This is a genomic window from Streptosporangium sp. NPDC001559, from assembly GCF_042893955.1.
Classification (GTDB): Bacteria; Actinomycetota; Actinomycetes; order Streptosporangiales; family Streptosporangiaceae; genus Streptosporangium.
The window spans coordinates 1-21265 of record NZ_JBIAVG010000003.1 but is presented as its reverse complement, the minus strand read 5'-3'; the positions used below and the strand labels follow the sequence as shown (position 1 = coordinate 21265).

The window sequence follows — 21265 nt, the reverse complement described above, 5'->3', positions numbered from 1 at the left end:
TACGGCGCGGCGTCAGGCGCGCATGACCGGCTGTACCCCGGACGTCAGGGACGTAGTCCCCTCCTCCTGGCGGCGCGCTCGCGTCTGCGCGTCTCGCGGAGCCTGCGCAGGCGCTTGATCAGCATCGGGTCGTGGGCGAGCGCCTCCGGCCGGTCGATCAACTCGGCGAGCAGCTGGTAGTAGCGGGTCGCCGAGATGCCGAAGGCCTCCCGCACCGCCTGCTCCTTGGCCCCGGGACGGCGCCACCAGCGGCGCTCGAAGGCCAGCAGTTCCCGCTCCTTCTCGGTGAGGGGCCTGGGAGCGTTCTCCGGCCCCGTCCCCTCGCCGGGAGGTGGCACGTCGTCCATCGCTGTCCCCTCCCGTCGCGCCCCCGCAGGCCGTACGGCTCCGCGCGATGCCAGGATAGTCGGGAATTTCCTGCTGTTCATGGCCGGTTCGGAGACGTACAGTCACCAGATGTGACTCCAGTGATCACCCTTCTCACCGACTACGGGCTGGCGGACGGCTACGTCGCCGCCTGCCACGGTGTGATCGTCCTGACGGCGCCGCAGGCCCGGATCATCGACGTGTGCCACCTGGTCCCCACCGGAGACGTACGGCGCGCCGCGGCGATCCTGGCCCAGACGATCCCCCACCTCCCGCCCGGCGTCCACGTCGCCGCGGTGAACCCGGTCGGCGCCTCGCGCAGAGCCGTGGCGATCGAGGCCGGCGAACACGTCTTCCTCGGCCCCGACAACGGGGTGCTCTCGTGGGCGGTCTCCGCCGCGGGCGGGGCGCGGACGGCCTACGAGCTCACCAACGAGGACCTGTTCAGGAAGCCGGTCTCCCCGACCTTCCACGGCCGTGACGTCTTCGCCCCCGTGGCGGCGCGCGTGGCGACCGGGCTGCCCCTCGCGGAGCTGGGGCCGCCGATCCCGCCGGAGCGGCTGGTCGCGCTGCGCGCGCCGACGTCGCTGGTGCGTGACGACGAGGTCGAGGGCGAGGTCCTCTCTGTCGACGGCCACGGCAACGTCCAGCTGTCGGTCCGCGCGGCCGACCTGGCGGTCGTGGGCGTACGGCCCGGCGGCTCCCTGGTGGTCTGGCTGGGCAGGAGGCACGCCGCCGTGCCGTTCAGGGAGACCTTCGCCGCGGTGTCTCCCGGCGAGCTGGTCGCCTTCACCGACTCGGCGGGACTGGTCGCGCTCGCGGTCAACGACGGCGACGCCTCCCAGCGACTCGCGCTGCCGCCGGGCGCGCACGTGCGCCTGTCCTCAGGCCCCCGCCGTACCCCTCTCGAATCCCTCTGAGGAGGTGCCGCGGGTCAGACGAAGTGGCAGGCGACGGCGTGGCCGGTGCTGAACCGCGCCTGCAGCGGTGGCTCCTGCTCCGCGCACACGTCTCTGGCCTTCCAGCACCGGGTGCGGAAGCGGCAGCCCGACGGCGGGTTCGCGGGTGAGGGCGGGTCGCCCTGCAGAACGATCCGCCCCCGTGTCTCGCGGCCCCGGGGGTCGGGCACCGGTACCGCCGACAGCAACGCCTGGGTGTAGGGGTGGGCCGGCCGCTCGCAGACGTCGGCCTCCGCGCCGAGTTCGACCAGTTTGCCGAGATACATCACGCCGATCCGGTCGGAGACGTGACGGACGACCGACAGGTCGTGGGCGATGAAGACGTAGGCCAGGCCGAACTCGTCCTGCAACCGTTCGAGCAGGTTGACGACCTGAGCCTGGATCGAGACGTCGAGCGCGGAGACCGGCTCGTCGCAGATGATGATCTCCGGCCTGAGCGCCAGCCCCCTGGCGATGCCGACGCGCTGGCGCTGGCCACCGGAGAACTGGTGCGGGTAGCGGTCCACATGGTCGGGGTTGAGACCGACCACCTCAAGCAGCTCCTGCACCATGCGGCGCCGCTCACGCCTGGGGACGACCTTCCTGTGGACCTCGTACGGCTCCCCCACGATGTCGCCGACGGTCATCCTGGGGTTGAGCGAGGTGTAGGGGTCCTGCATGACCATCTGGATGTTGCGGCGGACCTGTCTGAGTTCGGAGCCCCTGGCCTGGGTGATCTCGCGTCCGTTGATCCGCACCGAGCCCGAGGTCGGCCTCTCCAGGGCCATCAGGAGCCTGGCCAGGGTGGACTTGCCGCAGCCCGACTCGCCGACGATGCCGAGCGTCTCGCCGCGCCTGAGCGTGAAGGAGACTCCGTCGACCGCCCTGATCTCCCCGATCCGCCGTCGCATGACGACGCCCTGGTACATCGGGAAGTGCTTGACCAGGCCGCCGACCTCCAGGATCGGTTCACCCGTGGCTGCCATCGAGGACCTCTCTCCAGTAGTGGCAGGCGCTGTCGCGTGTCGGCCCGATCCGGTAGCGCGGCGGCGCGTCGGTGACGCAGTTGTCCTGACGGTAGGAGCACCGGGGGTGGAAGGCGCAGCCGGAGGGCATGGCCAGCGGGTCCGGCGGGGTGCCCTCGATCGCCGGCAACGCCCTGCCCTTGCGGGCGAGGCGGGGGATCGACTCCAGCAGCCCCCTGGTGTAGGGGTGCGCGGGCGCCTGGTAGACCTCGTGCACGGGAGCGGTCTCGACGACACGACCGCCGTACATGACGACGATCCTGTCGGCGGTGTCGGCGACCACGCCGAGGTCGTGGGTGATCAGGATCATCGCCATGCCGCTCTCCCGCCGCAGCTCGGCCAGCAGGTCCATGATCTGGGCCTGGACCGTCACGTCGAGCGCCGTGGTCGGCTCGTCCGCGATGAGCAGTTCGGGACCGAGCGCGATCGCCATCGCGATCATGATGCGCTGGCGCATGCCGCCGGAGAACTGGTGCGGGTAGTCGTGCACCCGCTGCGCGGCGGCGGGGATGCGGACCCGGTCCATCAGTTCGACGGCCCTGCGCTCCGCCTCCCGCCACGACACGCCCTCGTGCACCCGGAACATCTCCCCGATCTGCGCGCCCACGGTGAAGACCGGGTTCAGCGCGGACAGGGCGTCCTGGAAGACCATCGCGATCCGCCGTCCCCTGATCCTGGCCCTGTCGTCCTCCCGCAGCGCGAGCAGGTCGGTGCCGTGGAAACGGATCGTTCCGGCCGGGACACGGACGGACGGCGTGTCGAGAAGCCCCATGATCGCGTGCGCGGTGACCGACTTGCCCGAGCCCGACTCACCGAGTACGGCGAGCGTCTCCCCCGGGTCGATCCGGTAGCTGACGCCGTTGACCGCCTTGACCACGCCCTGCCTGGTGACGAACTCCACCTGCAGGCCGTCCACGGTCAGCAGCGCCTCCCCGCCGGGGACGTGCCCGTCCCGCTCGGCCGTCAAGGACCTCCACACGGCTTTCCCTACCTCAGTCTCGGATCGAGGGCGTCGCGTACGGCGTCGCCCAGCATGACGAAGGCCAGCACGGTCAGGCTCAGGAACAGCGCCGGGAACAGCAACGGCTCCGGGGCCTCAAGGAAGCGCCTCCTGGCGTCGGAGATCATGAGCCCCCAGGAGATGTCGGGCGACTGGAGCCCGACCCCGATGAAGGAGAGCCCGGCCTCGGCCGCGACGAACGTCCCGAGGTTGATCGTGGCGACCACGATCACGGGGGCGATCGCGTTGGGCATGATGTGCCGGAACATGATCCGCCACGCGGAGGCGCCGAGCGCCCGCGCGGCGAGCACGTACTCCTGCCCCTTCACCGTGATCACCGCCGCCCGGGTGATGCGGAACGTCATCGGCCAGGCCAGTACGGCCAGCGCCAGGACGACCGTCCAGACGCTTCCCGTGCGGAAGACCGACAGGATGAGCAGGGCCCCGAGGACCGAGGGGATCGCGAAGAAGATCTCGGTGACCCGGGACAGCAGGGCGTCGAGCGCCCCTCCCGCGAACCCGGCCAGCAGGCCGAGCAGGCCGCCGACCAGCGCGGTCAGGGCGGCGGTCGTCGCGCCGATCACCACCGAGTTGCGGGCGCCGTACACGCTGCGGGCGTAGACGTCGCAGCCCTGGTTGTCGGTGCCGAACCAGTGCAGGTCGCCCACCCCCTGTCTGGCGTCCGACAGGTGGCAGGTCGCGGCGTTGTGAGGGTCGATCGAGGTGAACAGCCAGGGGAAGGCCGCCATCAGGAGGAAGACGGCGATGACGAAGGCCGCGCCGACGAACATCGGCCGCCGCCGCAGGTCCTGCCAGGCGTCGCTCCACAGGCTCGCGGGCTTGGACGGTCCGCCCGCCGGCCCCGTGGGCGTGTACCTGGCGTGCCTGCCGCCGGTGGACCCGCCTCGCCCCCGGCGCCCGGCTGTGGTCTCACTCATAGCGGATCCTCGGGTCGAGCACGGCGTAGAGCAGGTCGACGACCAGGTTCGCCAGGACGTAGATCAGCACCAGGAGCGTCACCACGCCCACGACGACGGGCTGTTCGCGCTGGGAGACCGAGGTGAACAGCTGCTGACCGATACCGGGCAGGTTGAAGACCGTCTCGGTGATCACCGCACCGCCCATCAGCGTTCCGAAGTCGGCGCCGAGATAGGTGATCAGCGGAATCAGCGCGTTGCGCAGCGCGTGCCTGCCGACGACCCGGCGCCGGGGCAGCCCCTTGGCGGTCGCGGTGCGGATGTAGTCGGCGCGCAGCGTCTCCACGAGGCTGGTCCTGGTGAGCCTGGTCAGGTAGGCGATCGAGGTCCCGGCGAGCACGAGGCCGGGCAGCAGGTAGCCGCGCCATCCCTCGGCCAGGCCCGCGACGGGGAAGAGGTCGAGCCCGGCCTGCTTGAGCCTGACGCCCAGCAGCAGTTGCAGCACGAAGCCGGTGACCAGCGGCGGGATGGAGATCAGTATCAGCGTGGCGGCCAGGACCAGCGAGTCCTGCGCCCTGCCGTGGCGCAGCGCGGCGTACAGGCCGAGGCCCACCCCGGCGAGCGCCTCCATGACCAGGGCCGTCATCGCCAGGTTGGCGGTCACCTGGAACCGGCCCGCCAGAATGTCGGAGACCGACCCGCCGGAGACCGTGACGCCCAGGTCGCCGTGGAACAGGCCGGTGAGGTAGTGCCAGTACTGCAGCAGGAACGGGTCGTCCAGGTGGTACCTCTCCCGCAGGACGGCGGCGATGTGCGGGTCCATCCGCTTGTCCCCGGCGAGCACCTCCACGGGGTCGCCGGGCAGCGCGAAGACCACGGCGTAGACGAGCAGGGTCGCGCCAAGCAGGACAGGGATCGCCTGGACCAGGCGCCTGATGATGTAGCGGCCCATTCAGCCTCCGGTACGTACCACGTCGGGGACGCCTTCCCGGACCGGCCGCTCACACGGCGCCGGGACCCGTCAGGGCCGTTCCCGGCGCCGGGGAACGGCCCCGCCCTTCCTCAGCCGACCTTCTCGATCTTGTTCCACTCGACCAGGTTGATCAGGTTGATCTTCAGTCCCCTGATGCGCTGGGAGTAGGCCGCGTTGGTGCGGTAGTAGAAGATCGGGATGTACGGCAGTTCCCTGACCAGGATGTCGTCGGCCTGCTGGTAGTACTTCAGGCCGTCCTTCAGCGAGGTCGCGCCGTCGCCCTGGGTCAGCAGGTCGTCGAACTCCTTGTTCGACCAGCCCGCGTAGTTGGAGCCGGTCTTGATGGCGTTGGTGGAGAAGACCGGGGTCAGGTAGTTCTCGACCGAGGGGTAGTCGATGAACCAGCCCATCCGGAACATGCCGCCGTAGTCCTTCTTGACCAGGCCGTCGAGGAGGATGGCGAACTTCTCGAACGTCTTGACCTTGACCTCGACGCCGAGGTTGGCGCGGAGGTTGTTGGCGATGGCCTCGATCCACTCCTTGTGCGCGCCGTCGGTGTTGTAGCCCAGCTCGATCAGCTTGGGGCCGTTGTTCTCCTCGTACTGGATCTTGGCCCTGGCGGGGTCGTAGGTGCAGGCCGCGCAGATGCCGGGGCGGTAGCCGTCCAGGAGGGGGTTGATGAAGTCGTCGGCCGGGGAGCGCGTCCCGGCGAAGACCGTCTCGGTGATCGTCTTGCGGTCGATCGCCATCGAGATGGCCTCGCGGACCTTGATGTTGGAGTAGGTGCTGTTGAACTGCAGCGGGAAGCCGATGTAGCCGATACCGGCGTCCGCCTGGTCGATGTAGCGCTCGCCCAGCTCGGCCTTGGCGCTGGCGATCGCCGCGGGCGGCAGCGCGTCGTGGATGTCCAGCCCGCCGGAGCGCAGGTCGTTGAAGGCCGTCTCCGAGTCCGCGTAGATCTTGAACTGGAGCTTGTCGAACTTGGGCTTCGTACCGGGGAAGCTGTCGTAGCGGGTCAGGTCGATCGTCTGGTCGACGCCCTTGTTGTACGGCCGGTCCATCTTGAAGTAGCCCTGGCCGATCGGCTGCTTGGCGTAGGCCTCGGTGACCTTGCCCCTGTCGTCGAAGGCCGCCTTGGGCAGCGGGTAGAAGGCGACGTAGCCGAGCATCGTCTTGAACTGGGAGAACGGCTTGCTCAGCGTGACCTGGAGGGTGTGCTCGTCAAGGGCCTTGAGGCCCCGCATCTCCTTGACGGTGACCGGCTTGCCCTCCGGCGGGTTCAGGTCCTCCCAGCCCTCGATGCGGCTGAAGAAGCTGTTGGCGCCCTGGGCGTTGTCGCGGTTGGCGGCGTAGTTCCACGCGTCGACGTAGTTCTCGGCGATCAGCGGTTCGCCGTTGTGCCAGGTGTAGCCCGACTTGAGCACGATCTTCCAGACCCGGCTGTCACTGGTCTTGATGGAGTCGGCGACGTTGTTGACGACCTGCTTGTCGTCGTTGTAGCTCACCAGCGGGGCGAAGACCGCGCCGAGCACCTCGGCGCCCTCGGTCTCGATGGTGTCACCCGGGTAGAACGGTTTCTGTGGCTCGGCGATCCGCATACGTACCGGCGGATCGCCCGCCGCCGTGCCCGTCGCCCCCTGTCCGCCACACGCGGCCAGGCCGAGAGCGAGCAGCGCGATACCAGCGATGACCTGTGCGCCCTTAGTAACGCGCATTACGGTGTTTCCTCCCTTTGCAGGCGGCGCCGCCGCGAGCTACCGAAGCCCGCGCGACCGGCGGAGGATCTCGTGCCCTCCGCTCCCGCCGTCCCGGCTGACGCGCCGACGTCACACCGGTCGGACGCGACTATCCCGTACCGCTCCACACCGAGTTGTCTCTGTGATGTTGCAGTTCGGTCACGTACACGCCCGGCGGATGCCGTACGGCCGCCAACTGGCCCAGCCCAACTTCACAGCAGGATATAAAGCCGACATAGAGTCATATGCGATACGGGAAGGGTCACGCAAAAATACCCTCGCGTCCAGGATGCTCGCGTTCATCGCCCACGGGTGGGCCGCGGCTGGGCTAACGTTGGCGAGGTCGCGGGGGGTTCGAGGCTCCGGCGGCGAACCGCACAATTGCCCTGGAACCTCTTTCTCGGAGATCCCGTCCAATGTGTGCGGCGGACCACCGCCGCAGGCACCCCATCCACCCGCATCCAATAGAGTCCTTGCCATGAGCCAGCCGGAATCCGCGATCGCGGACGCCCAGGCGGGCGGCCCGAGTAACGGCACCCCTGCCAAGCCGCAGGAGCCGCTGGCCAAGCTCGCCGAGCGTTACGGACTTCGGCGTGCCATCGCACGCCCTCGTCTGACCGTCTACCTACGCCAACTGTGGGAACGACGGCACTTCGTCATGACGTACGCGACCTCACGCAACGTCTCGAAGTACAGCACCTCAGCCCTGGGCCAACTCTGGCAGGTCCTGACGCCCCTGCTCAACGCGGCGATCTACTGGCTGATGTTCGGCGTGATCCTGGGCGCCCGGGGCAACATGGACCCCAATGTCTACATCGCCTTCCTCGTCACCGGGGTGTTCGTCTTCACCTACACCCAGCGCTCGGTGACCAGCGGCGCGAAGTCGATCTCCGGAAACCTGTCGCTCATCCGCGCCCTGCACTTCCCGAGGGCCGCGCTTCCCCTGGCCTACACGATCCAGGAGTTCCAGCAGGTCCTGATCTCCATGGGCGTGCTGATGGTGCTCGTGCTGGTCACCGGCCAGCCGATCACCTGGATGTGGCTGCTGCTCCCGGTCGCCCTGCTGCTGCAGACGATGTTCAACATCGGCGCCAGCATGGTCCTGGCCAGGGTCGGCTCGACCGCACGTGACCTGAACCAGCTGCTGCCCTTCATCACGCGCACCTGGCTCTACGCCTCCGGGGTGTTCTTCTCCATCCAGGACAGGGTCGTCGCCCAAGGGCACATGCCCCAGTGGATCGCCGACCTCATGTACTTCAACCCGGCGGCCTCCTACATCGAACTGATGCGCGACCTGCTCATCCAGTTCCACCCCACCCGCCCCTGGGTGTGGTTCACCTGCATATTCTGGGCACTGTTCGCCCTGATCGGTGGCTTCTGGTACTTCTGGCGAGCCGAGGAGAAGTACGGCCGTGGCTGAGTTGACCGAGGAGCTGCCCCAAGTGAAGGCCGACAAGCCTGCCGTCCCCAGCACGGACGTCAGAGTGCATCCCGCTCCGGAGAAGGCTCCACACCCCCGCGCGGGCACCCCGACGGTCATCGTGGACGACCTGCACATCATCTACCGCGTGTACGGCGCGGCCTCGGACAGCGAGAAGGGCAACGCCGCCAACGCCCTGATGCGCCTGGTCAAGCGCCAGGGAAGGCCGGAGATGAAGGAGGTGCACGCCGTACGGGGAGTGTCCTTCGTCTCCTACCACGGCGACGCCATCGGCATCATCGGCCGCAACGGCTCGGGCAAGTCGACACTGCTGCGCGCCATCGCCGGACTGCTGCCGCCGCACTCGGGCGCGGTCTACACCGACGGCCAGCCCTCCCTGCTCGGCGTCAACGCCGCGTTGATGCGTGAGCTGACCGGCGAGCGCAACATCGTCCTCGGCTGCTACGCGATGGGCATGACCCCCTCCCAGGTCAGGGAGAGGTACGACGACATCGTTGACTTCTCCGGCATCGGAGAGTTCGTCCAGTTCCCCATGTCCACCTACTCCTCGGGCATGGGCGCCAGGCTCCGCTTCGCCATCGCCTCGGCCAAGGCCCACGACGTGCTGCTCATCGACGAGGCCCTGGCGACCGGCGACCGCGACTTCAAGCGCAAGAGCCAGGAACGCATCATGCAGATGCGCGAGGAGGCGGGCACCGTCTTCCTCGTCGCCCACAACCTCGACGTGATCGAGGAGACCTGCAACCGCGTCATCTGGCTGCACAAGGGCAAGATCAAGATGGACGGCGACCCCAAGGCGGTCCTCGCCGCCTACAACGCCTGAGACACCTATGTGATCACCTGACAGGGCAGGATGAGGAGCGACCAAGAACTACGCTCCCATCGGAGGTGAATCCGTGTCCTCACGGCCACCGATTCCTTATGACTTCCTGCCCCAGGTCCCCGCGCTGACCGTCGAGAGTGACGACGTCCGCGACGGCGAGACCCTGTCCCTGACCCACGTGTTCGACCAGTGGGGGTCCAACGGGCAGAACGTCTCTCCGCACCTGCGCTGGTCGGGCGCCCCGGAGGGCACCCTCAGCTACGCGGTGACCTGTTTCGACCCCGACGCCCCCACCGGCAGCGGATTCTGGCACTGGCTGCTGTTCGACATCCCCGCCGACGTGACCGAGCTGCCCGCGGGCGCGGGAGGCCCGGACACCGCCTTCGGCGTGCACGGCCGCAACGACTACTCCATCAACGCCTACGGCGGCGCCGCCCCGCCGCCCGGCTGGCCGCACCGTTACGTCTTCGCGGTACACGCCCTGGACGTGGAGAAGCTCGATGTGAGCCCCGACTCCCCTCCCGCGGTCGTCGGCTTCAACATCACCGCCCACACCGTGGCCCGCGGCTACATCGCCCCGGTCTACGAGAGCTGACCCGTCCCCAGGCGGGCACCGGCGTGTCGCGTCACGACCGCCGGCGTCCCGCCTGGTCGGCGGCGCGCCCTCTGGGGACGAGCCACACCGGACGGCAATTGACGGACATCGTGATCGGCGTTCCGCTATGATTCGAACGTTATTTCGATCCGAGGAAGTCGTCATGGAGTGGGAGCGCGCGATGCGAGAGTTGTCGGCCGCGATCGACCACCTGGCCACAGAGGACCCGTCCGAGATTCCACGCCTGCAGCTCGCCGAGCAGCTCATCGAGCTGCACTGGCAGATGGCCAGGCTCCAGGCCCAGATCGCCCGCCGTACCTCCGTCCGCCCCCCGCGCCCCCAGGACCCGCAGAGCCTCTGATCCGCCACAGAAACCGACACAGGAATCGACACAGAGGTCGACGCGGGGATCAACACGGAGGGCTGCGGGAAACACGCTGACCGGAAACCCCTTCCGGCCGACCGATCAGACCGACAACCGCCGGGCCAGGGGCACGCGCTCGGCCAGTGAGGGTTCGAAGGGGAAGCGGTCGGCGAACGCGGGCCGCAGGTCGGTCAGCCAGACCGCCTCCGGGTCATACTCCGCGAAGAAGGGCTTTCCGACCAGACCGGGGTCACGGGCCTGGATGAGGTGGAGCACGAAGACCTTCCTGCCCTCCACCTCCGCGACACCGTCCACGCACACCTTGCCCGGCGTCGCCGACATGGACGGCCCCCGCACCGTACGGCACAGCCCCGAGACGCTCGCGTAGGCGTCCCTGAAGATCTCGTACCCCCTGGCCAGGGGAACCGCGAAGTAGTCCTGAGGCCCCGTGTCCCGCTCGACGAACATGTAGTACGGCACCATGCCCATCGCCTGCTGGGCACGCCACATGGACGCCCAGGTCTCGGGGTGGTCGTTGATGGACCTGATCAGCGGGGCCTGGGTCCTGACCACCGCGCCCGTCGCGCGGATCCGCTCGACGGCGGCCCTGACGACGGGCGGCTCCATCTCGCGGGGGTGCGAGAAGTGCGCCATGAAGGCCAGGTTCTTGCCGGCCTCGACCACGGAGGCGAACAGGCGCAGCGTGTCGTCGGCGTCCGGGTCGGACACGAAGCGCTGCGGCCAGTAGGCCAGCGACTTGGTGCCGATGCGGATCGACTCCAGCTGCTCAAGGCCGAGCAACGGCTCCAGATAGCGCCTGAGCACCGGCTCCCCCATGATCATGGGATCGCCGCCGGTGATCAGCACCCCGGTCACCTCGGGATGCTCCTTCAGATAGCCGACCAGGCTCGCGACGTCGCCCGAGGCGAACTTCAGGTCGGGCTCGCCGATGAACTGGGCCCATCGGAAGCAGTAGGTGCAGTAGGCGTGACAGGTCTGCCCCTGTTTGGGGAAGAAGAGGACGGTCTCCGGATACTTGTGCTGCATTCCAGGCACCGGTTCATCCCCGACATGGGGGACGTTGAGGTTGAGCTGTCCCGCGGGATGCGGGTTGAGCCGCCGCCTGACCTCGTGCGCCGCGGCCTGGACCTCTCCCTGGGGAGCCTCCTCCCTCAGCAGGGTGGCCAGCCGGGAGACGTCGGCCTCGGGCAGCATGTCCGGCTGGGGGAAGACCAGACGGTAGACGGGGTCGTCGGGCGCCGCCGCCCAGTCGATGAGCTCATCGACCACGTAGGCGTTCGTGCGGAAGGGCAGCACGGTCGCGACCGCCCTCACCCGAGTCCGGCTCTCCTCGTCAAGCCCGGCCCGTCGTAGCAGGTCGTCGAGGTGTTTCGCGGTGTAGGCGCGAAACCCGCGCACCACGCTCTCTTGCACGCTCACTAAGTTTTACCTCCGATTTTTGTTGCTTTTGACGTAAACCTCTCCCGCTTCTCGCGCGTCGTTGGCGCTTATATACCCGGACGTAACCAGCTCAGCGGCCGGTTCCCCGGTTCGTCATTTCTTTGCCATCGGTCATCGCGATATATCTCGAATAGCCGTACAATCGCCCCATGACCTCCCCAGAGCCCACATCTCGGTTCGCTCCCCTGTCCCCCGTGTCGCGGGATCCCGGCCTCAACGGCGCCAACGGCGCCGGCCGCGCCCTGCGCGCCTCCGACGCCGACCGCGACCAGGTGGCGACCGTACTGGCCGAGGCCCTCGCCTCGGGGCGCCTCACCAGCGTCGAGCACGCCGACCGCCTTGAGGCGACCTACTCCGCCGTCACGGTCGGTGAACTCGCCCCGATCATCCACGACCTGCCGGAGGTCACGGCCCCGTCCGGCGGCCTGAGCGCCCAGAACCAGGAGGTCAGCGCGGTCTTCAGCAAGGTCGTCAGGAGCGGCCGGTGGATCGCGGGCCGCCACACGAAGCTGTCCTCCACCTTCGGCGCGCTGATCGTCGACCTGTCCGACGCGGTACTGCCCGGCCGGGAGATCACCCTTGAGGTCACCTCCCTGTTCGGCAAGCTGATCGTCAGGGTTCCCGAGAACGCCCACGTCATCGACGAGGTCAGCGCGCTGTTCGCCAAGCGCGGCATCTCCGGCGGAGTGGGCTCCGACAACGGCCCCGTCATCAGGGTCACCGGCAAGGCGACCTTCGGTAAGATCATCGTCTCCAGGGAGCGAAGCGACTGGAACCTCCCGGACAGGCCCTAGCCCCTCCGTGAGAGGCCTGGGAAACACGCCCCGGTCCCCCCGACTGCGTCGTTCACCACGGAGCACGCCTACGATGCGGACAAACCATCCCGCACGAGGTGACCGCTTGCCCGAAACCGAGGCTCCCCGCGCCGCAGCGGCCGCCCCGCACGCCTCCTCACATGCCGCTTCGCATGACATGGCGCCCATAGCCCTCGACGCGATGGGCGGCGACCACGCTCCCCACGAGATCGTGGCGGGAGCCGTACAGGCCGTCAGGGAGCACGGGATCGGTGTGGTGCTCGTCGGCGCGCCGCGCCCCCTCCAGGAGGCGCTCTCCCTCCACGACGCGACCGCCGAGATCCCGATCGTCCGCGCCGAGGAGGCACTCGCCATGGACGAGGGCGCCCTGGCCAGCCTGCGCCGCCCCCGCTCCAGCATCGCCGTCGCCTGCCACCTTGTACGGCGCGGCGAGGCGTCGGCCGTGGTCTCCGCCGGATCGACCGCGGGCATCGTGGCCACCGGCAAGCTCAGGCTCCGTGGCCAGCAGGGAGTGCTCAGACCGGCCATCGCCGTCGCCCTGCCGACCCTGCCCACCCCGACCATCCTGCTGGACGCCGGGGCGAACGCCGAGGTCAAGCCGGAGATGCTCGTGCAGTTCGCCCACCTTGGCGCCGCCTACGCCGAGACCGCGCTGCGGATCGAGGACCCCAGGATCGGCCTGCTGACCATCGGCAGCGAACCGGAGAAGGGCAACAAGCTCGTCAAACGGGCCCACGAACTGCTCTCCGCCGCCCCCGGCCTGAACTTCACCGGCAACGTCGAGGGCCACGACCTGCTCACCGGAACCGTCAACGTCATCGTCACCGACGGATTCACCGGCAACGTCGCGCTCAAGACCATGGAGGGCAGCGTCCGCTACGCCTTCGCCGAACTGCGCGGGACGATCCAGGAGAGCCCCGTCGCCAGGGTCGGCGGCATGCTGCAACGCGGCCGCATCAAGCGGTTGCAGCGTCGTCTCGACCCCGAGGTGCACGGCGGCGCCGTACTGCTCGGCCTGAACGGCACGGTGGTCATCGCGCACGGCGCCTCCCAGGCCACCGGCGTGAGCGCCGCGTGCGTGCTGGCGGCGGAACTGGCCAGAACCGGCGTGGTCGGCCGCGTCGGCGAACGCCTGGCCGCGCACCGTCCCCATCGTCTGTGGTGACGCCCCCGGCGTTCCCCATCCCCGTATGGTGGGATTCGCACCGACCTCGGGGGGACGACACGTGGAGCAGCTGGCCGACCGAGGGCTGACCACGGCCGAAATCGCCGAACGCACGGCGCGGGGACAGGTCAACGAGGTGAGCAGGCGGTCGAGCAGGTCGCTGTCGGCGATCGTCCGCGCCAACGTCCTCACCCTGTTCAACGCGGTGATCGCCGCGCTCTGGGTCCTGATCATGATCTTCGGACAGTGGCAGGACGGCCTCTTCGGGCTGGTGATCGTGGCCAACTCCGCGATCGGCATCGTCCAGGAGCTACGGGCCAAGCGCACCCTCGACCGGCTCGCCGTCGTCAACGAGGCCCCGGTCAGGGTCAGAAGGAACGGCGCGGAGGCCGAGATCCCGCCCAGGAAGGTCGTGCTCGGCGACCTGATCCTGCTCTGCCCCGGCGACCGCCTGCTGGTCGACGGCGAGATCGTGGGATCCGGCGGTCTGGAGATCGACGAGTCCCTGCTCACCGGGGAGGCCGACCCGGTGCACAAGGCCGTCGGCGACCGGGTGCTCTCCGGCAGCTTCGTGGTCGCGGGCACCGGGTCCTACGTCGCGACCAAGGTCGGTGACGACGCCTACGCCGCCAAACTCGCCCAGGAGGCCAGTGCCTTCGGCCTGGCCCACTCCGAACTGCGCGCGGGCATCACCAGGTTCATCAAGTACATCACCTGGCTGGTCGTCCCCATCGGCCTGCTGCTCACCTGGAGCCAGCTCAACAAGGCGGAGGACTTCGGCCAGGCCGTCACCGGCGCCGTCGCGGGCATCGTCACCATGATCCCCGAAGGGCTGGTGCTGATGACGAGCATCGCCTTCGCCGTCGGCGTCGTCCGGCTCGGCCGCCGCCGCTGCCTGGTCCAGGAACTTCCCGCGATCGAGATCCTGGCCCGGGTCGACGTGCTCTGCCTCGACAAGACCGGCACCCTCACCGCGGGCGGCATGAACCTGTCCGAGGTACGACCGCTCGCCGACGACCCGCTCACCACTGAGGCTCTGGCCGCGCTCGCCAACCTCGAGGAGACCCCCAACCCGACCGTCCAGGCCATCAGGGTCGCCCACCCCGCCCCGCCCGGCTGGAACGCGACCACGACCGTCCCCTTCTCCTCGGCCCGCAAGTGGAGCGGAGCGGAGTTCGGCGGCAAGGGCGCCTGGGTCCTCGGCGCCGCCGACGTCCTGCTCACCCCCGAGACCCCCGAGTACGGCCAGGCCGCCGATCTGGCCGCGACCGGCCTGCGCGTGCTCGCCCTCGGCAGGGTCGCCACCCTGAACGACCCCGTGGGCTCCGTCGAGCCCCGGGCCCTCGTCGTGCTCGAACAGCGCATCCGCCCCGAGGCCGCCGACACCCTGCGCTACTTCGCCGAACAGGGCGTCGCCATAAAGATCATCTCGGGGGACAACCCCGAGTCCGTCTCCGCCATCGCCACCGCTCTCGGCGTCCCCGGCGGTCGCGACGCGGTCGACGCCCGCACCCTGCCGGAGGACGACCCGGACAAACTCTCCGAGATCCTCGACACGAACACCGTCTTCGGCCGGGTGACCCCGCACCAGAAACGACTCTTCGTCAGCGCCCTGCAGGCCAGGGGCCACACGGTCGCGATGACCGGCGACGGCGTCAACGACGTCCTGGCCCTCAAGGACGCCGACCTCGGTGTGGCGATGGGCTCCGGCAGCGGCGCGACCAGGGCGGTCGCCCAAGTCGTGTTGATGGACGACGACTTCACCAGCCTGCCCTCCGTGGTCGGCGAGGGCAGACGGGTGCTGGCCAACATCGAACGCGTCTCCAGCCTCTTCCTCACCAAGACCTTCTACGCGCTCGTCCTGTCGCTGCTCGCCGGGATCTTCGGACTCGCCTTCCCGTTCACCCCCCGGCACTCCACGCTGGTCAACGCGCTGACCATCGGTATCCCCGCCTTCTTCCTCGCGCTCGCGCCGAGCAACGAACGGGCCAAACCGGGGTTCGTGCCCCGGGTGCTCCGCCTGGCGATCCCCTGGGGAGTGGTCTGCGCGCTGGCCGTCCACCTGTCGTACCTCCTGGCCGAGACCCGCGGCGCGACCCCGGAGGAGAGCCGTACCGCGGCCGTCGTCACTCTCTTCCTGGTGACCTGGTGGGCGCTGGTCCTGATCGCCAGGCCGTACCTGTGGTGGCGCGTCTCACTGGTCGGGGCCATGGTGGTGCTGTTCGCGCTGTCCCTCGCCGTACCGTTCACCCGGGAGTTCTTCGCGCTCACCCTCAGCGACCCCGCCGACGACGTGGTCTCGGTCGCGATCAGCGTGGTCGCCGCGCTCGCCCTGACGGCCGTCTTCCGGGTCGTGCGACCGGCCGATAAATCGCCGGTTCAGGACAGACCAACCGATACCCTTGAGGTATGACCGACCCGCAACTCGTGCTCACCGAGCGCGTCCAGCAGGCGCTGGGCGCCGCCTTCGGCGCTGAGTACACCGACGCAGACCCGCTGATCCGTCCCTCGCAGTTCGCCGACTACCAGGCGAACGTCGCGATGAGTCTGAGCAAGCGACTGCGACGAGCCCCGCGGGAGGTCGCCCAGGAGATCGCCGACCGGCTCACCGACTTCCCCGGCACCGTCGAGGTCAGCGGCCCCGGCTTCCTGAACATCACCCTCTCCGACGACTGGATCACCGCCCAGGCCAACGAGGCGCTCACCGACCCGCGCGCGGGAGTCGCCCTGACCGGCTCCCCGCAGACCGTGGTCATCGACTACTCCGCGCCGAACGCCGCCAAGGAGATGCACGTCGGCCACCTGCGCACGACCATCGTCGGCGACGCGCTGGCCCGTGTCCACGAGCACATCGGCAACCGGGTCGTCCGGCAGAACCACCTGGGTGACTGGGGCACCCCCTTCGGCATGCTCATCGAGCACCTGCTCGACATCGGTGAGAAGGCCGCCGTCGCCCAGCTTGAGGCGGGCGAGGGCAACGCCTACTACCAGGCGGCCAGGGCCAAGTTCGACTCCGACCCGGAGTTCAACCGGCGCGCCCGCTCCCGGGTCGTCACCCTCCAGGCCGAAGAGCCGGAGACCATGCGGCTGTGGCACATCTTCATGAACGCCACCGTCCGCTACTTCAACAAGGTCTACGCCCAGCTCGGCGTCACGCTGACCGACGACGACATCGCCGGCGAGAGCATGTACAACCCCGTGCTCGCCCAGGTCTGTGACGAGCTCCAGGAGCGCGGCATCGCCGTCGTCAGCGACGGCGCGCTGTGCGTCTTCCCGCCCGGCTTCACCGGGCGCGAGGGCCAGCCGCTTCCCTTCATGATCCGCAAGAGCGACGGCGGGTACGGCTACGCCACCACCGACATGGCCACGATCCGCTACCGCGTCCAGGACCTCAAGGCCGACCGGCTCCTCTACGTGATCGGCGCGACCCAGGCCCAGCACATGTCGATGCTGTTCGCCTCCGCCAAGATCGCCGGATGGCTGCCCGACCACGTCCACGCGGAGCACGTCCAGATCGGCAGCGTGCTCGGCAGCGACGGCAAGATGTTCAAGACCCGAAGCGGCGAGTCGGTCAAGCTCCTCGAACTCCTCGACGAGGCAGAGGTCCGCGCCGCCGAGGTCGTTCGCGACAGCGACTACGACGACGAGGAGCGCAGGGAGATCGCCCACGCCGTCGGCATGGGCGCGGTCAAGTACGCCGACCTGTCGGTCAGTCACGACAGTGAGTACGTCTTCGACTTCGACCGCATGCTCGCCCTGACCGGCAACACCGGCCCCTACCTGCAGTACGCCCAGGCGCGGATCCGCTCCATCTTCCGCAAGGGCGAGGTCGACCCGGCACAGGCGAGCGGCCCGATCGTCATCGGCCACCCGGCCGAACGGGCCCTGGCGCTGCGACTGCTCGGATTCGGTGCCGCCGTCGCGGAAATGGCGGAAAACTCCGCTCCGCACAAACTCGCCGCCTACCTCTTCGACACCGCCAGCGCCTTCACGACGTTCTTCGAGAACTGCCCTGTCCTGAAGAGCGACGTCGACCCGGCCGTGCGCGCCTCCCGGCTCGCCCTGTGCGCGCTCACCCTGCGTGTTCTGGACACCGGTCTGGGCCTGCTCGGGGTCCCGGTACCCGACCGTATGTGAGTCGTTCCGTCGGATGATCACCTCGATTCGGCAAATCGAGGTGATCATCCGGCAAAGTTCGATTCGGCGCGCCTCCCGATGGGGATGACCGAATCGCACTACGCTGGCGCGGTCATCGGTCACAACTTCGGAGAGTTCTCTGCCTTGAGCATGGACCTGACCGCGAACCCTCACGCCAAGACGGAGTTGCACCGCTACGCCGAGGCGCTCCTGACGAACCTGGCCGCCGACGCCACCTGCTCCACGATCCCCGCCCCCGCGAGCTCGACGAACGTTCCCGATTACTGGCTGTCCCCCGCCGTCGAGGCCCTGCTGCTCCTCCTGCGGGAACAGAACGCCCTCGAACCGCTCGGCCGCGCCGCCCAGCTCGACGAACGGCGCACCACCCTGTTCCTGTGCCTCTCCCTGGCCCTGTGCGGGCAGGGCGAGCGCATCCACGCCTCCTGGATGGGCACCGCCTTCGGCGAACTCTCCCTCGACCGTCCGGTGTCCCACGGCCAGCGCGCGCTCTGGCTCGCCGCCGCCCAGGGAGCGTACGGCCCGGCGGGCAAGATCTTCGTGCTCCGCAAACTCGACGCGGTCGCCGTACCCTCACGATCCGAACCGGCCAGATGGCTGAGCGCGCTGACCCCGCACGAACCGTCGATGGTCGTGCCGCCCTCGCTGGTCGACTTCCCCGAACTGGCCGAGTTTCCCGAGCTTGCGCAGCCGGTCCAGGCCTCCGCCCAGCTCACCCGCCTGCTCGGCCGCTGCACTGAGATCACCACGACCAGGGCCGCGGGCACGGGCCGTACGTCACGCGCCCTGTGGTCGGCGGAGGAGACCCTGACCGTACTGCGTGGCCTGGTGCGGCCGGAGCGCGTCGTGAAGGGGCCGCAGCGGCCGGAGAAGCCGCTCATCGAGCACCTGCTGGAGGACCTGCGACCCTCCTCCGACCCGGCCCTCGCGGCCATCGCGCTGCACGTCGCCGCGCCGATCGTACGGGCCGCCGCGGAGAGTCTGACCAGGGCCACCCAGGTGGCGCCGCCCGAGTCTGTCTCCATCCCGCTCCTCGGTCACCGGGTGATCCTGCGGCCCGCGGGCCCCGACCCCGAATCCCTCGCCGCCGCCGAACGGCACATCGCCGTGGAAGGTGTGCAGACCCTGGGCAAGCCCTGGCTCGCCTACTCCCTGCTGGCCCTGGCGGTGACCGCCCTGGTCGTCGCGGCCGTCACCCCGGCCACGCTGCCCTCCGCCGTGCTGGCGCTACTGCTGGCCGCTGGAGGGGCGCACCAGCTCTGGTCACGCCGACGACGTGAGCGGGCGGACGCCGAATATGTCACGAAGCAGCTCTCCGAACTGCGGGAGCTGGCCGACGGCGCGGTGTGGGCCCTGCACGAGTACGCCCGTGAGGCCGACAAGCGCGCCCAGGGAGCCTCCTCCGACCTGGCGGAACTCACCCGCCTGCTACGCAGGGGCCCCCGGGCCGCCTAGCCGTACGGCCTCACACGACCCGGGGCACCGCTGTGACTTCGGGGATCAGGCGGTGGTGATCTCCACATCCGCGGGGGCCAGCAGGAAGACTTTCTCCGCGATGCGCTCGATGTGCCCCTCGCAGCCGTAGGCCAGCCCCGCCGCGAAGTCCACCATTCTTGTCGCTTCCGCGGTGCTCATGCAATTGACATCCATGATGACGGTCTGGCCTTCACGGAAGTGCTTGCCGATGATCGGAGCGTCGTTGTACTTACGCGGAGTGAGCATGACGATGCGGGAGGGCTCGACGACGGCGCGCCAGCGCTTGGCCGCACGCTCCGAGGCCGGCTGCCAGTCCTCGCCCTCGACCTCGTCCTCGTAGTCGTAGGCCTCGTCGTAGTCCTCAGCTCCACCCAGCCCCAGGTAGCTCGCCACCTTACGCACTGCCCCCATCGGCTTGTCCTTTCCTACAGGACCGCGCCGTACTCGGCCTGTCCCTACAACCTTGGACGTTAACCGACGAAGTAAGGTTCGCCGCGCGACACGCCCAGCGCATATTCCCACTTTGTACGGCTAGCGCACCGGTCCTGTCTGGCCTCTCTACCCGCTTTGGGCTGCTTATCTCCTACACGGCTAGAGTTGCGCCGTGCATATATACACAGTTGATTCGTTTACCGATCAATTTTTCAAGGGCAACCCCGCAGGGGTCTGTATACTCGATGACCCCACGCCGGACGGCTGGATGCAGGACCTCGCCGCGGAGATGCGGCACTCCGAGACCGCGTTCCTGCTCCGTGGGGAACCCGGCGAGCCGTACTCCCTGCGCTGGTTCACGCCGAAGACCGAGGTTGATCTCTGCGGTCACGCGACGCTGGCCGCGGCGCATGTGCTCTACTCCACCGGGTCCGCGCCGGACACCCTCAGGTTCGGCACCAGGAGCGGAATCCTGTCCACGACCAGGGAGAACAACGGCCTGATCAGCATGGACTTCCCCAGCAAGTCCCTTGAGGAGGTCACTCCTCCCGAAGGGCTACTGGAGGCACTCGGGGTCGAGCCCCGGTGGGTCGGTAGGAACGTCTGGGACTATCTGGTCGAGGTCGAGTCCGAGGAGGCGGTACGGGCCGCCTCTCCCGACCTCCGCGCGCTGGAGGCCGTGGACGCGAGAGGGATCATCGTCACGGCCCAAGCATCGCAGCCGGGCGTGGACTACGTCTCCCGGTTTTTCGCCCCCCGGGTCGGCATCCCGGAGGACCCGGTGACCGGCTCGGCCCACTGTGCCCTGGCGCCTTGGTGGTCGAGCCGGCTCGGCTCGGACACGTTGCTCGGCGCCCAGCTGTCCGAGCGTGGCGGCCTGGTTCGCACGACCGTACGAGGAGACCGGGTGGAACTGGCCGGACGAGCGGTAACCGTCCTGTCCGGCGAGCTACACGCCCTCCCACCCCGCTCCTGAAACAAAAAAGGGGCAGCTACCGCCGCCCCTCAAACACCCACACGCACCCCAAAGCCAGGCATACACAAAAAAGGGGCGGCCCTCGCCACCCCACACCCAGGGAACAACCCCCCGCAGGGAACCCCCCACACACAAAAAACGGGGCGGCCCCAGCCACCCCCACACACGCACCCCTGCAAACATGAAAAAGAGGGGCCGCTCGAAACAACCCCCACCACACCCCTACCAAACAAAAAAAAGGGGGGGCCACCCAAAAGGATGACCCCCAAAGATTGTCCGGCGGCGACCTACTCTCCCACACCGTCCCCGGTGCAGTACCATCGGCGCTGAAGAGCTTAACTTCCGGGTTCGGAATGTAACCGGGTGTTTCCCCTCCGCCATAACCGCCGTAACACTATGAAACACACAAACAACAACCGCACACACGGGTGTTTGCTGCCTCAGAATTGCCTAGTGGACGCGAGCAAAACCCCATCACACCACAACCGAAGCCATGGTCTGCGATGGACAAGAAAACCTTGAGGTCAAGTCCTCGGCCTATTAGTACCGGTCAGCTCCACACGTTACCGCGCTTCCACACCCGGCCTATCAACCCAATCGTCCATTG

At 68.6% G+C, this 21265-nt stretch carries 19 protein-coding genes and 2 rRNA genes; 11 read left to right on the top strand and 10 right to left on the bottom strand.

Annotated elements, in window-relative coordinates; translation table 11 throughout:
- Positions 1-44: 44 nt before the first annotated feature.
- Complete coding sequence (locus ACFYY8_RS07120) at positions 45-347, bottom strand: DUF3263 domain-containing protein (protein ID WP_362779199.1); 303 nt, start codon at positions 345-347, stop codon at positions 45-47.
- A 111-nt stretch (positions 348-458) separates the two neighbouring features.
- Between ACFYY8_RS07120 and ACFYY8_RS07115 the strand changes: the two genes are divergently transcribed.
- On the top strand, positions 459-1286 hold the full coding sequence (locus ACFYY8_RS07115) for an S-adenosyl-l-methionine hydroxide adenosyltransferase family protein (RefSeq protein ID WP_390038053.1): 828 nt from the start codon (positions 459-461) through the stop codon (positions 1284-1286).
- Between the two features lie 14 nt (positions 1287-1300).
- Here the strand turns inward: ACFYY8_RS07115 and ACFYY8_RS07110 are convergent, their stop codons facing one another.
- The 5 genes from ACFYY8_RS07110 to ACFYY8_RS07090 all read right to left on the bottom strand — a co-directional run bounded on the left by ACFYY8_RS07110 (position 1301) and on the right by ACFYY8_RS07090 (position 6934).
- Positions 1301-2290: an ABC transporter ATP-binding protein gene (locus ACFYY8_RS07110; protein WP_390038050.1), complete on the bottom strand. Its 990-nt coding sequence runs from the start codon at positions 2288-2290 to the stop codon at positions 1301-1303.
- The gene (locus tag ACFYY8_RS07105; RefSeq protein WP_390038048.1) at positions 2274-3296 is read right to left on the bottom strand and encodes an ABC transporter ATP-binding protein; all 1023 of its coding nucleotides are present in this window, start codon (positions 3294-3296) and stop codon (positions 2274-2276) included. Before ACFYY8_RS07105 ends, ACFYY8_RS07110 begins: the two co-directional genes overlap by 17 nt.
- Before the next feature lie 20 nt (positions 3297-3316).
- The gene (locus ACFYY8_RS07100) at positions 3317-4267 is read right to left on the bottom strand and encodes an ABC transporter permease (RefSeq protein ID WP_390038046.1); all 951 of its coding nucleotides are present in this window, start codon (positions 4265-4267) and stop codon (positions 3317-3319) included.
- Entirely contained in the window at positions 4260-5198 is a 939-nt protein-coding gene (locus ACFYY8_RS07095; protein WP_390038044.1) for an ABC transporter permease, read from the bottom strand. The genes ACFYY8_RS07100 and ACFYY8_RS07095 overlap by 8 nt, the downstream gene beginning before the upstream one ends.
- A 110-nt stretch (positions 5199-5308) precedes the next feature.
- A complete protein-coding gene (locus tag ACFYY8_RS07090) occupies positions 5309-6934 on the bottom strand; it encodes an ABC transporter substrate-binding protein (RefSeq protein ID WP_390038042.1) in 1626 nt (541 codons plus the stop codon).
- Positions 6935-7433: 499 nt separating this feature from the next.
- On the opposite strand from ACFYY8_RS07090, the gene ACFYY8_RS07085 reads away from it, so the two are divergent.
- The 4 genes from ACFYY8_RS07085 (at position 7434) to ACFYY8_RS07070 (ending at position 10175) form a co-directional block, all read left to right on the top strand.
- Positions 7434-8375 carry an ABC transporter permease gene (locus ACFYY8_RS07085; protein WP_390038040.1) on the top strand — a complete coding sequence of 314 codons (942 nt, stop codon included), beginning with the start codon at positions 7434-7436 and terminating at the stop codon, positions 8373-8375.
- Entirely contained in the window at positions 8368-9219 is an 852-nt protein-coding gene (locus ACFYY8_RS07080; RefSeq protein ID WP_390038038.1) for an ABC transporter ATP-binding protein, read from the top strand. The genes ACFYY8_RS07085 and ACFYY8_RS07080 overlap by 8 nt, the downstream gene beginning before the upstream one ends.
- Before the next feature lie 73 nt (positions 9220-9292).
- Entirely contained in the window at positions 9293-9814 is a 522-nt protein-coding gene (locus tag ACFYY8_RS07075; RefSeq protein WP_390038036.1) for a YbhB/YbcL family Raf kinase inhibitor-like protein, read from the top strand.
- Positions 9815-9977: 163 nt separating this feature from the next.
- Positions 9978-10175, top strand: coding sequence for a hypothetical protein (locus tag ACFYY8_RS07070; protein ID WP_390038034.1), 198 nt, complete (start codon positions 9978-9980; stop codon positions 10173-10175).
- Positions 10176-10280: 105 nt separating this feature from the next.
- Here ACFYY8_RS07070 and ACFYY8_RS07065 read toward each other — a convergent pair whose 3' ends face one another.
- Positions 10281-11618, bottom strand: a complete 1338-nt coding sequence (locus ACFYY8_RS07065; RefSeq protein ID WP_390038032.1) for a KamA family radical SAM protein — start codon at positions 11616-11618, stop codon at positions 10281-10283.
- Positions 11619-11788: 170 nt separating this feature from the next.
- Here ACFYY8_RS07065 and ACFYY8_RS07060 point away from each other — a divergent pair, with 170 nt between their 5' ends.
- The 5 genes from ACFYY8_RS07060 to ACFYY8_RS07040 all read left to right on the top strand — a co-directional run bounded on the left by ACFYY8_RS07060 (position 11789) and on the right by ACFYY8_RS07040 (position 19229).
- Positions 11789-12433, top strand: a complete 645-nt coding sequence (locus ACFYY8_RS07060) for a DUF1707 domain-containing protein (RefSeq protein ID WP_390038030.1) — start codon at positions 11789-11791, stop codon at positions 12431-12433.
- 178 nt (positions 12434-12611) lie between these two features.
- On the top strand, positions 12612-13619 hold the full coding sequence (gene plsX, locus ACFYY8_RS07055) for a phosphate acyltransferase PlsX (protein ID WP_390039043.1): 1008 nt from the start codon (positions 12612-12614) through the stop codon (positions 13617-13619).
- Between the two features lie 61 nt (positions 13620-13680).
- Entirely contained in the window at positions 13681-16032 is a 2352-nt protein-coding gene (locus ACFYY8_RS07050; protein ID WP_390038028.1) for an HAD-IC family P-type ATPase, read from the top strand.
- Entirely contained in the window at positions 16029-17756 is a 1728-nt protein-coding gene (gene argS, locus ACFYY8_RS07045; RefSeq protein WP_390038026.1) for an arginine--tRNA ligase, read from the top strand. The genes ACFYY8_RS07050 and argS overlap by 4 nt, the downstream gene beginning before the upstream one ends.
- Positions 17757-17906: 150 nt before the next feature.
- Positions 17907-19229, top strand: coding sequence for a hypothetical protein (locus tag ACFYY8_RS07040; protein WP_390038024.1), 1323 nt, complete (start codon positions 17907-17909; stop codon positions 19227-19229).
- A 45-nt stretch (positions 19230-19274) separates the two neighbouring features.
- Here ACFYY8_RS07040 and ACFYY8_RS07035 read toward each other — a convergent pair whose 3' ends face one another.
- Positions 19275-19661 carry a cell division protein SepF gene (locus ACFYY8_RS07035; protein ID WP_352014340.1) on the bottom strand — a complete coding sequence of 129 codons (387 nt, stop codon included), beginning with the start codon at positions 19659-19661 and terminating at the stop codon, positions 19275-19277.
- A 193-nt stretch (positions 19662-19854) separates the two neighbouring features.
- Here ACFYY8_RS07035 and ACFYY8_RS07030 point away from each other — a divergent pair, with 193 nt between their 5' ends.
- Positions 19855-20658, top strand: a complete 804-nt coding sequence (locus tag ACFYY8_RS07030; RefSeq protein ID WP_390038022.1) for a PhzF family phenazine biosynthesis protein — start codon at positions 19855-19857, stop codon at positions 20656-20658.
- A gap of 274 nt (positions 20659-20932) precedes the next feature.
- Here ACFYY8_RS07030 and rrf read toward each other — a convergent pair.
- A 5S ribosomal RNA gene (gene rrf / locus ACFYY8_RS07025) occupies positions 20933-21049 on the bottom strand.
- Positions 21050-21178: 129 nt separating this feature from the next.
- A 23S ribosomal RNA gene (locus ACFYY8_RS07020) occupies positions 21179-21265 on the bottom strand; the annotation flags it as partial.

Excerpts from the sequence above, each read along its gene's own strand:
- ACFYY8_RS07035 (WP_352014340.1), bottom strand. The coding sequence starts at position 19,661 with ATGGGGGCAGTGCGTAAGGTGGCGAGCTACCTGGGGCTGGGTGGAGCT.
- plsX (WP_390039043.1), top strand. The coding sequence starts at position 12,612 with ATGGCGCCCATAGCCCTCGACGCGATGGGCGGCGACCACGCTCCCCAC.
- ACFYY8_RS07100 (WP_390038046.1), bottom strand. The coding sequence starts at position 4,267 with ATGAGTGAGACCACAGCCGGGCGCCGGGGGCGAGGCGGGTCCACCGGC.
- ACFYY8_RS07090 (WP_390038042.1), bottom strand. The coding sequence starts at position 6,934 with ATGCGCGTTACTAAGGGCGCACAGGTCATCGCTGGTATCGCGCTGCTC.
- ACFYY8_RS07060 (WP_390038030.1), top strand. The coding sequence starts at position 11,789 with ATGACCTCCCCAGAGCCCACATCTCGGTTCGCTCCCCTGTCCCCCGTG.
- argS (WP_390038026.1), top strand. The coding sequence starts at position 16,029 with ATGACCGACCCGCAACTCGTGCTCACCGAGCGCGTCCAGCAGGCGCTG.
- ACFYY8_RS07085 (WP_390038040.1), top strand. The coding sequence starts at position 7,434 with ATGAGCCAGCCGGAATCCGCGATCGCGGACGCCCAGGCGGGCGGCCCG.
- ACFYY8_RS07040 (WP_390038024.1), top strand. The coding sequence starts at position 17,907 with ATGGACCTGACCGCGAACCCTCACGCCAAGACGGAGTTGCACCGCTAC.
- ACFYY8_RS07110 (WP_390038050.1), bottom strand. The coding sequence starts at position 2,290 with ATGGCAGCCACGGGTGAACCGATCCTGGAGGTCGGCGGCCTGGTCAAG.
- ACFYY8_RS07120 (WP_362779199.1), bottom strand. The coding sequence starts at position 347 with ATGGACGACGTGCCACCTCCCGGCGAGGGGACGGGGCCGGAGAACGCT.
- ACFYY8_RS07070 (WP_390038034.1), top strand. The coding sequence starts at position 9,978 with ATGGAGTGGGAGCGCGCGATGCGAGAGTTGTCGGCCGCGATCGACCAC.
- ACFYY8_RS07095 (WP_390038044.1), bottom strand. The coding sequence starts at position 5,198 with ATGGGCCGCTACATCATCAGGCGCCTGGTCCAGGCGATCCCTGTCCTG.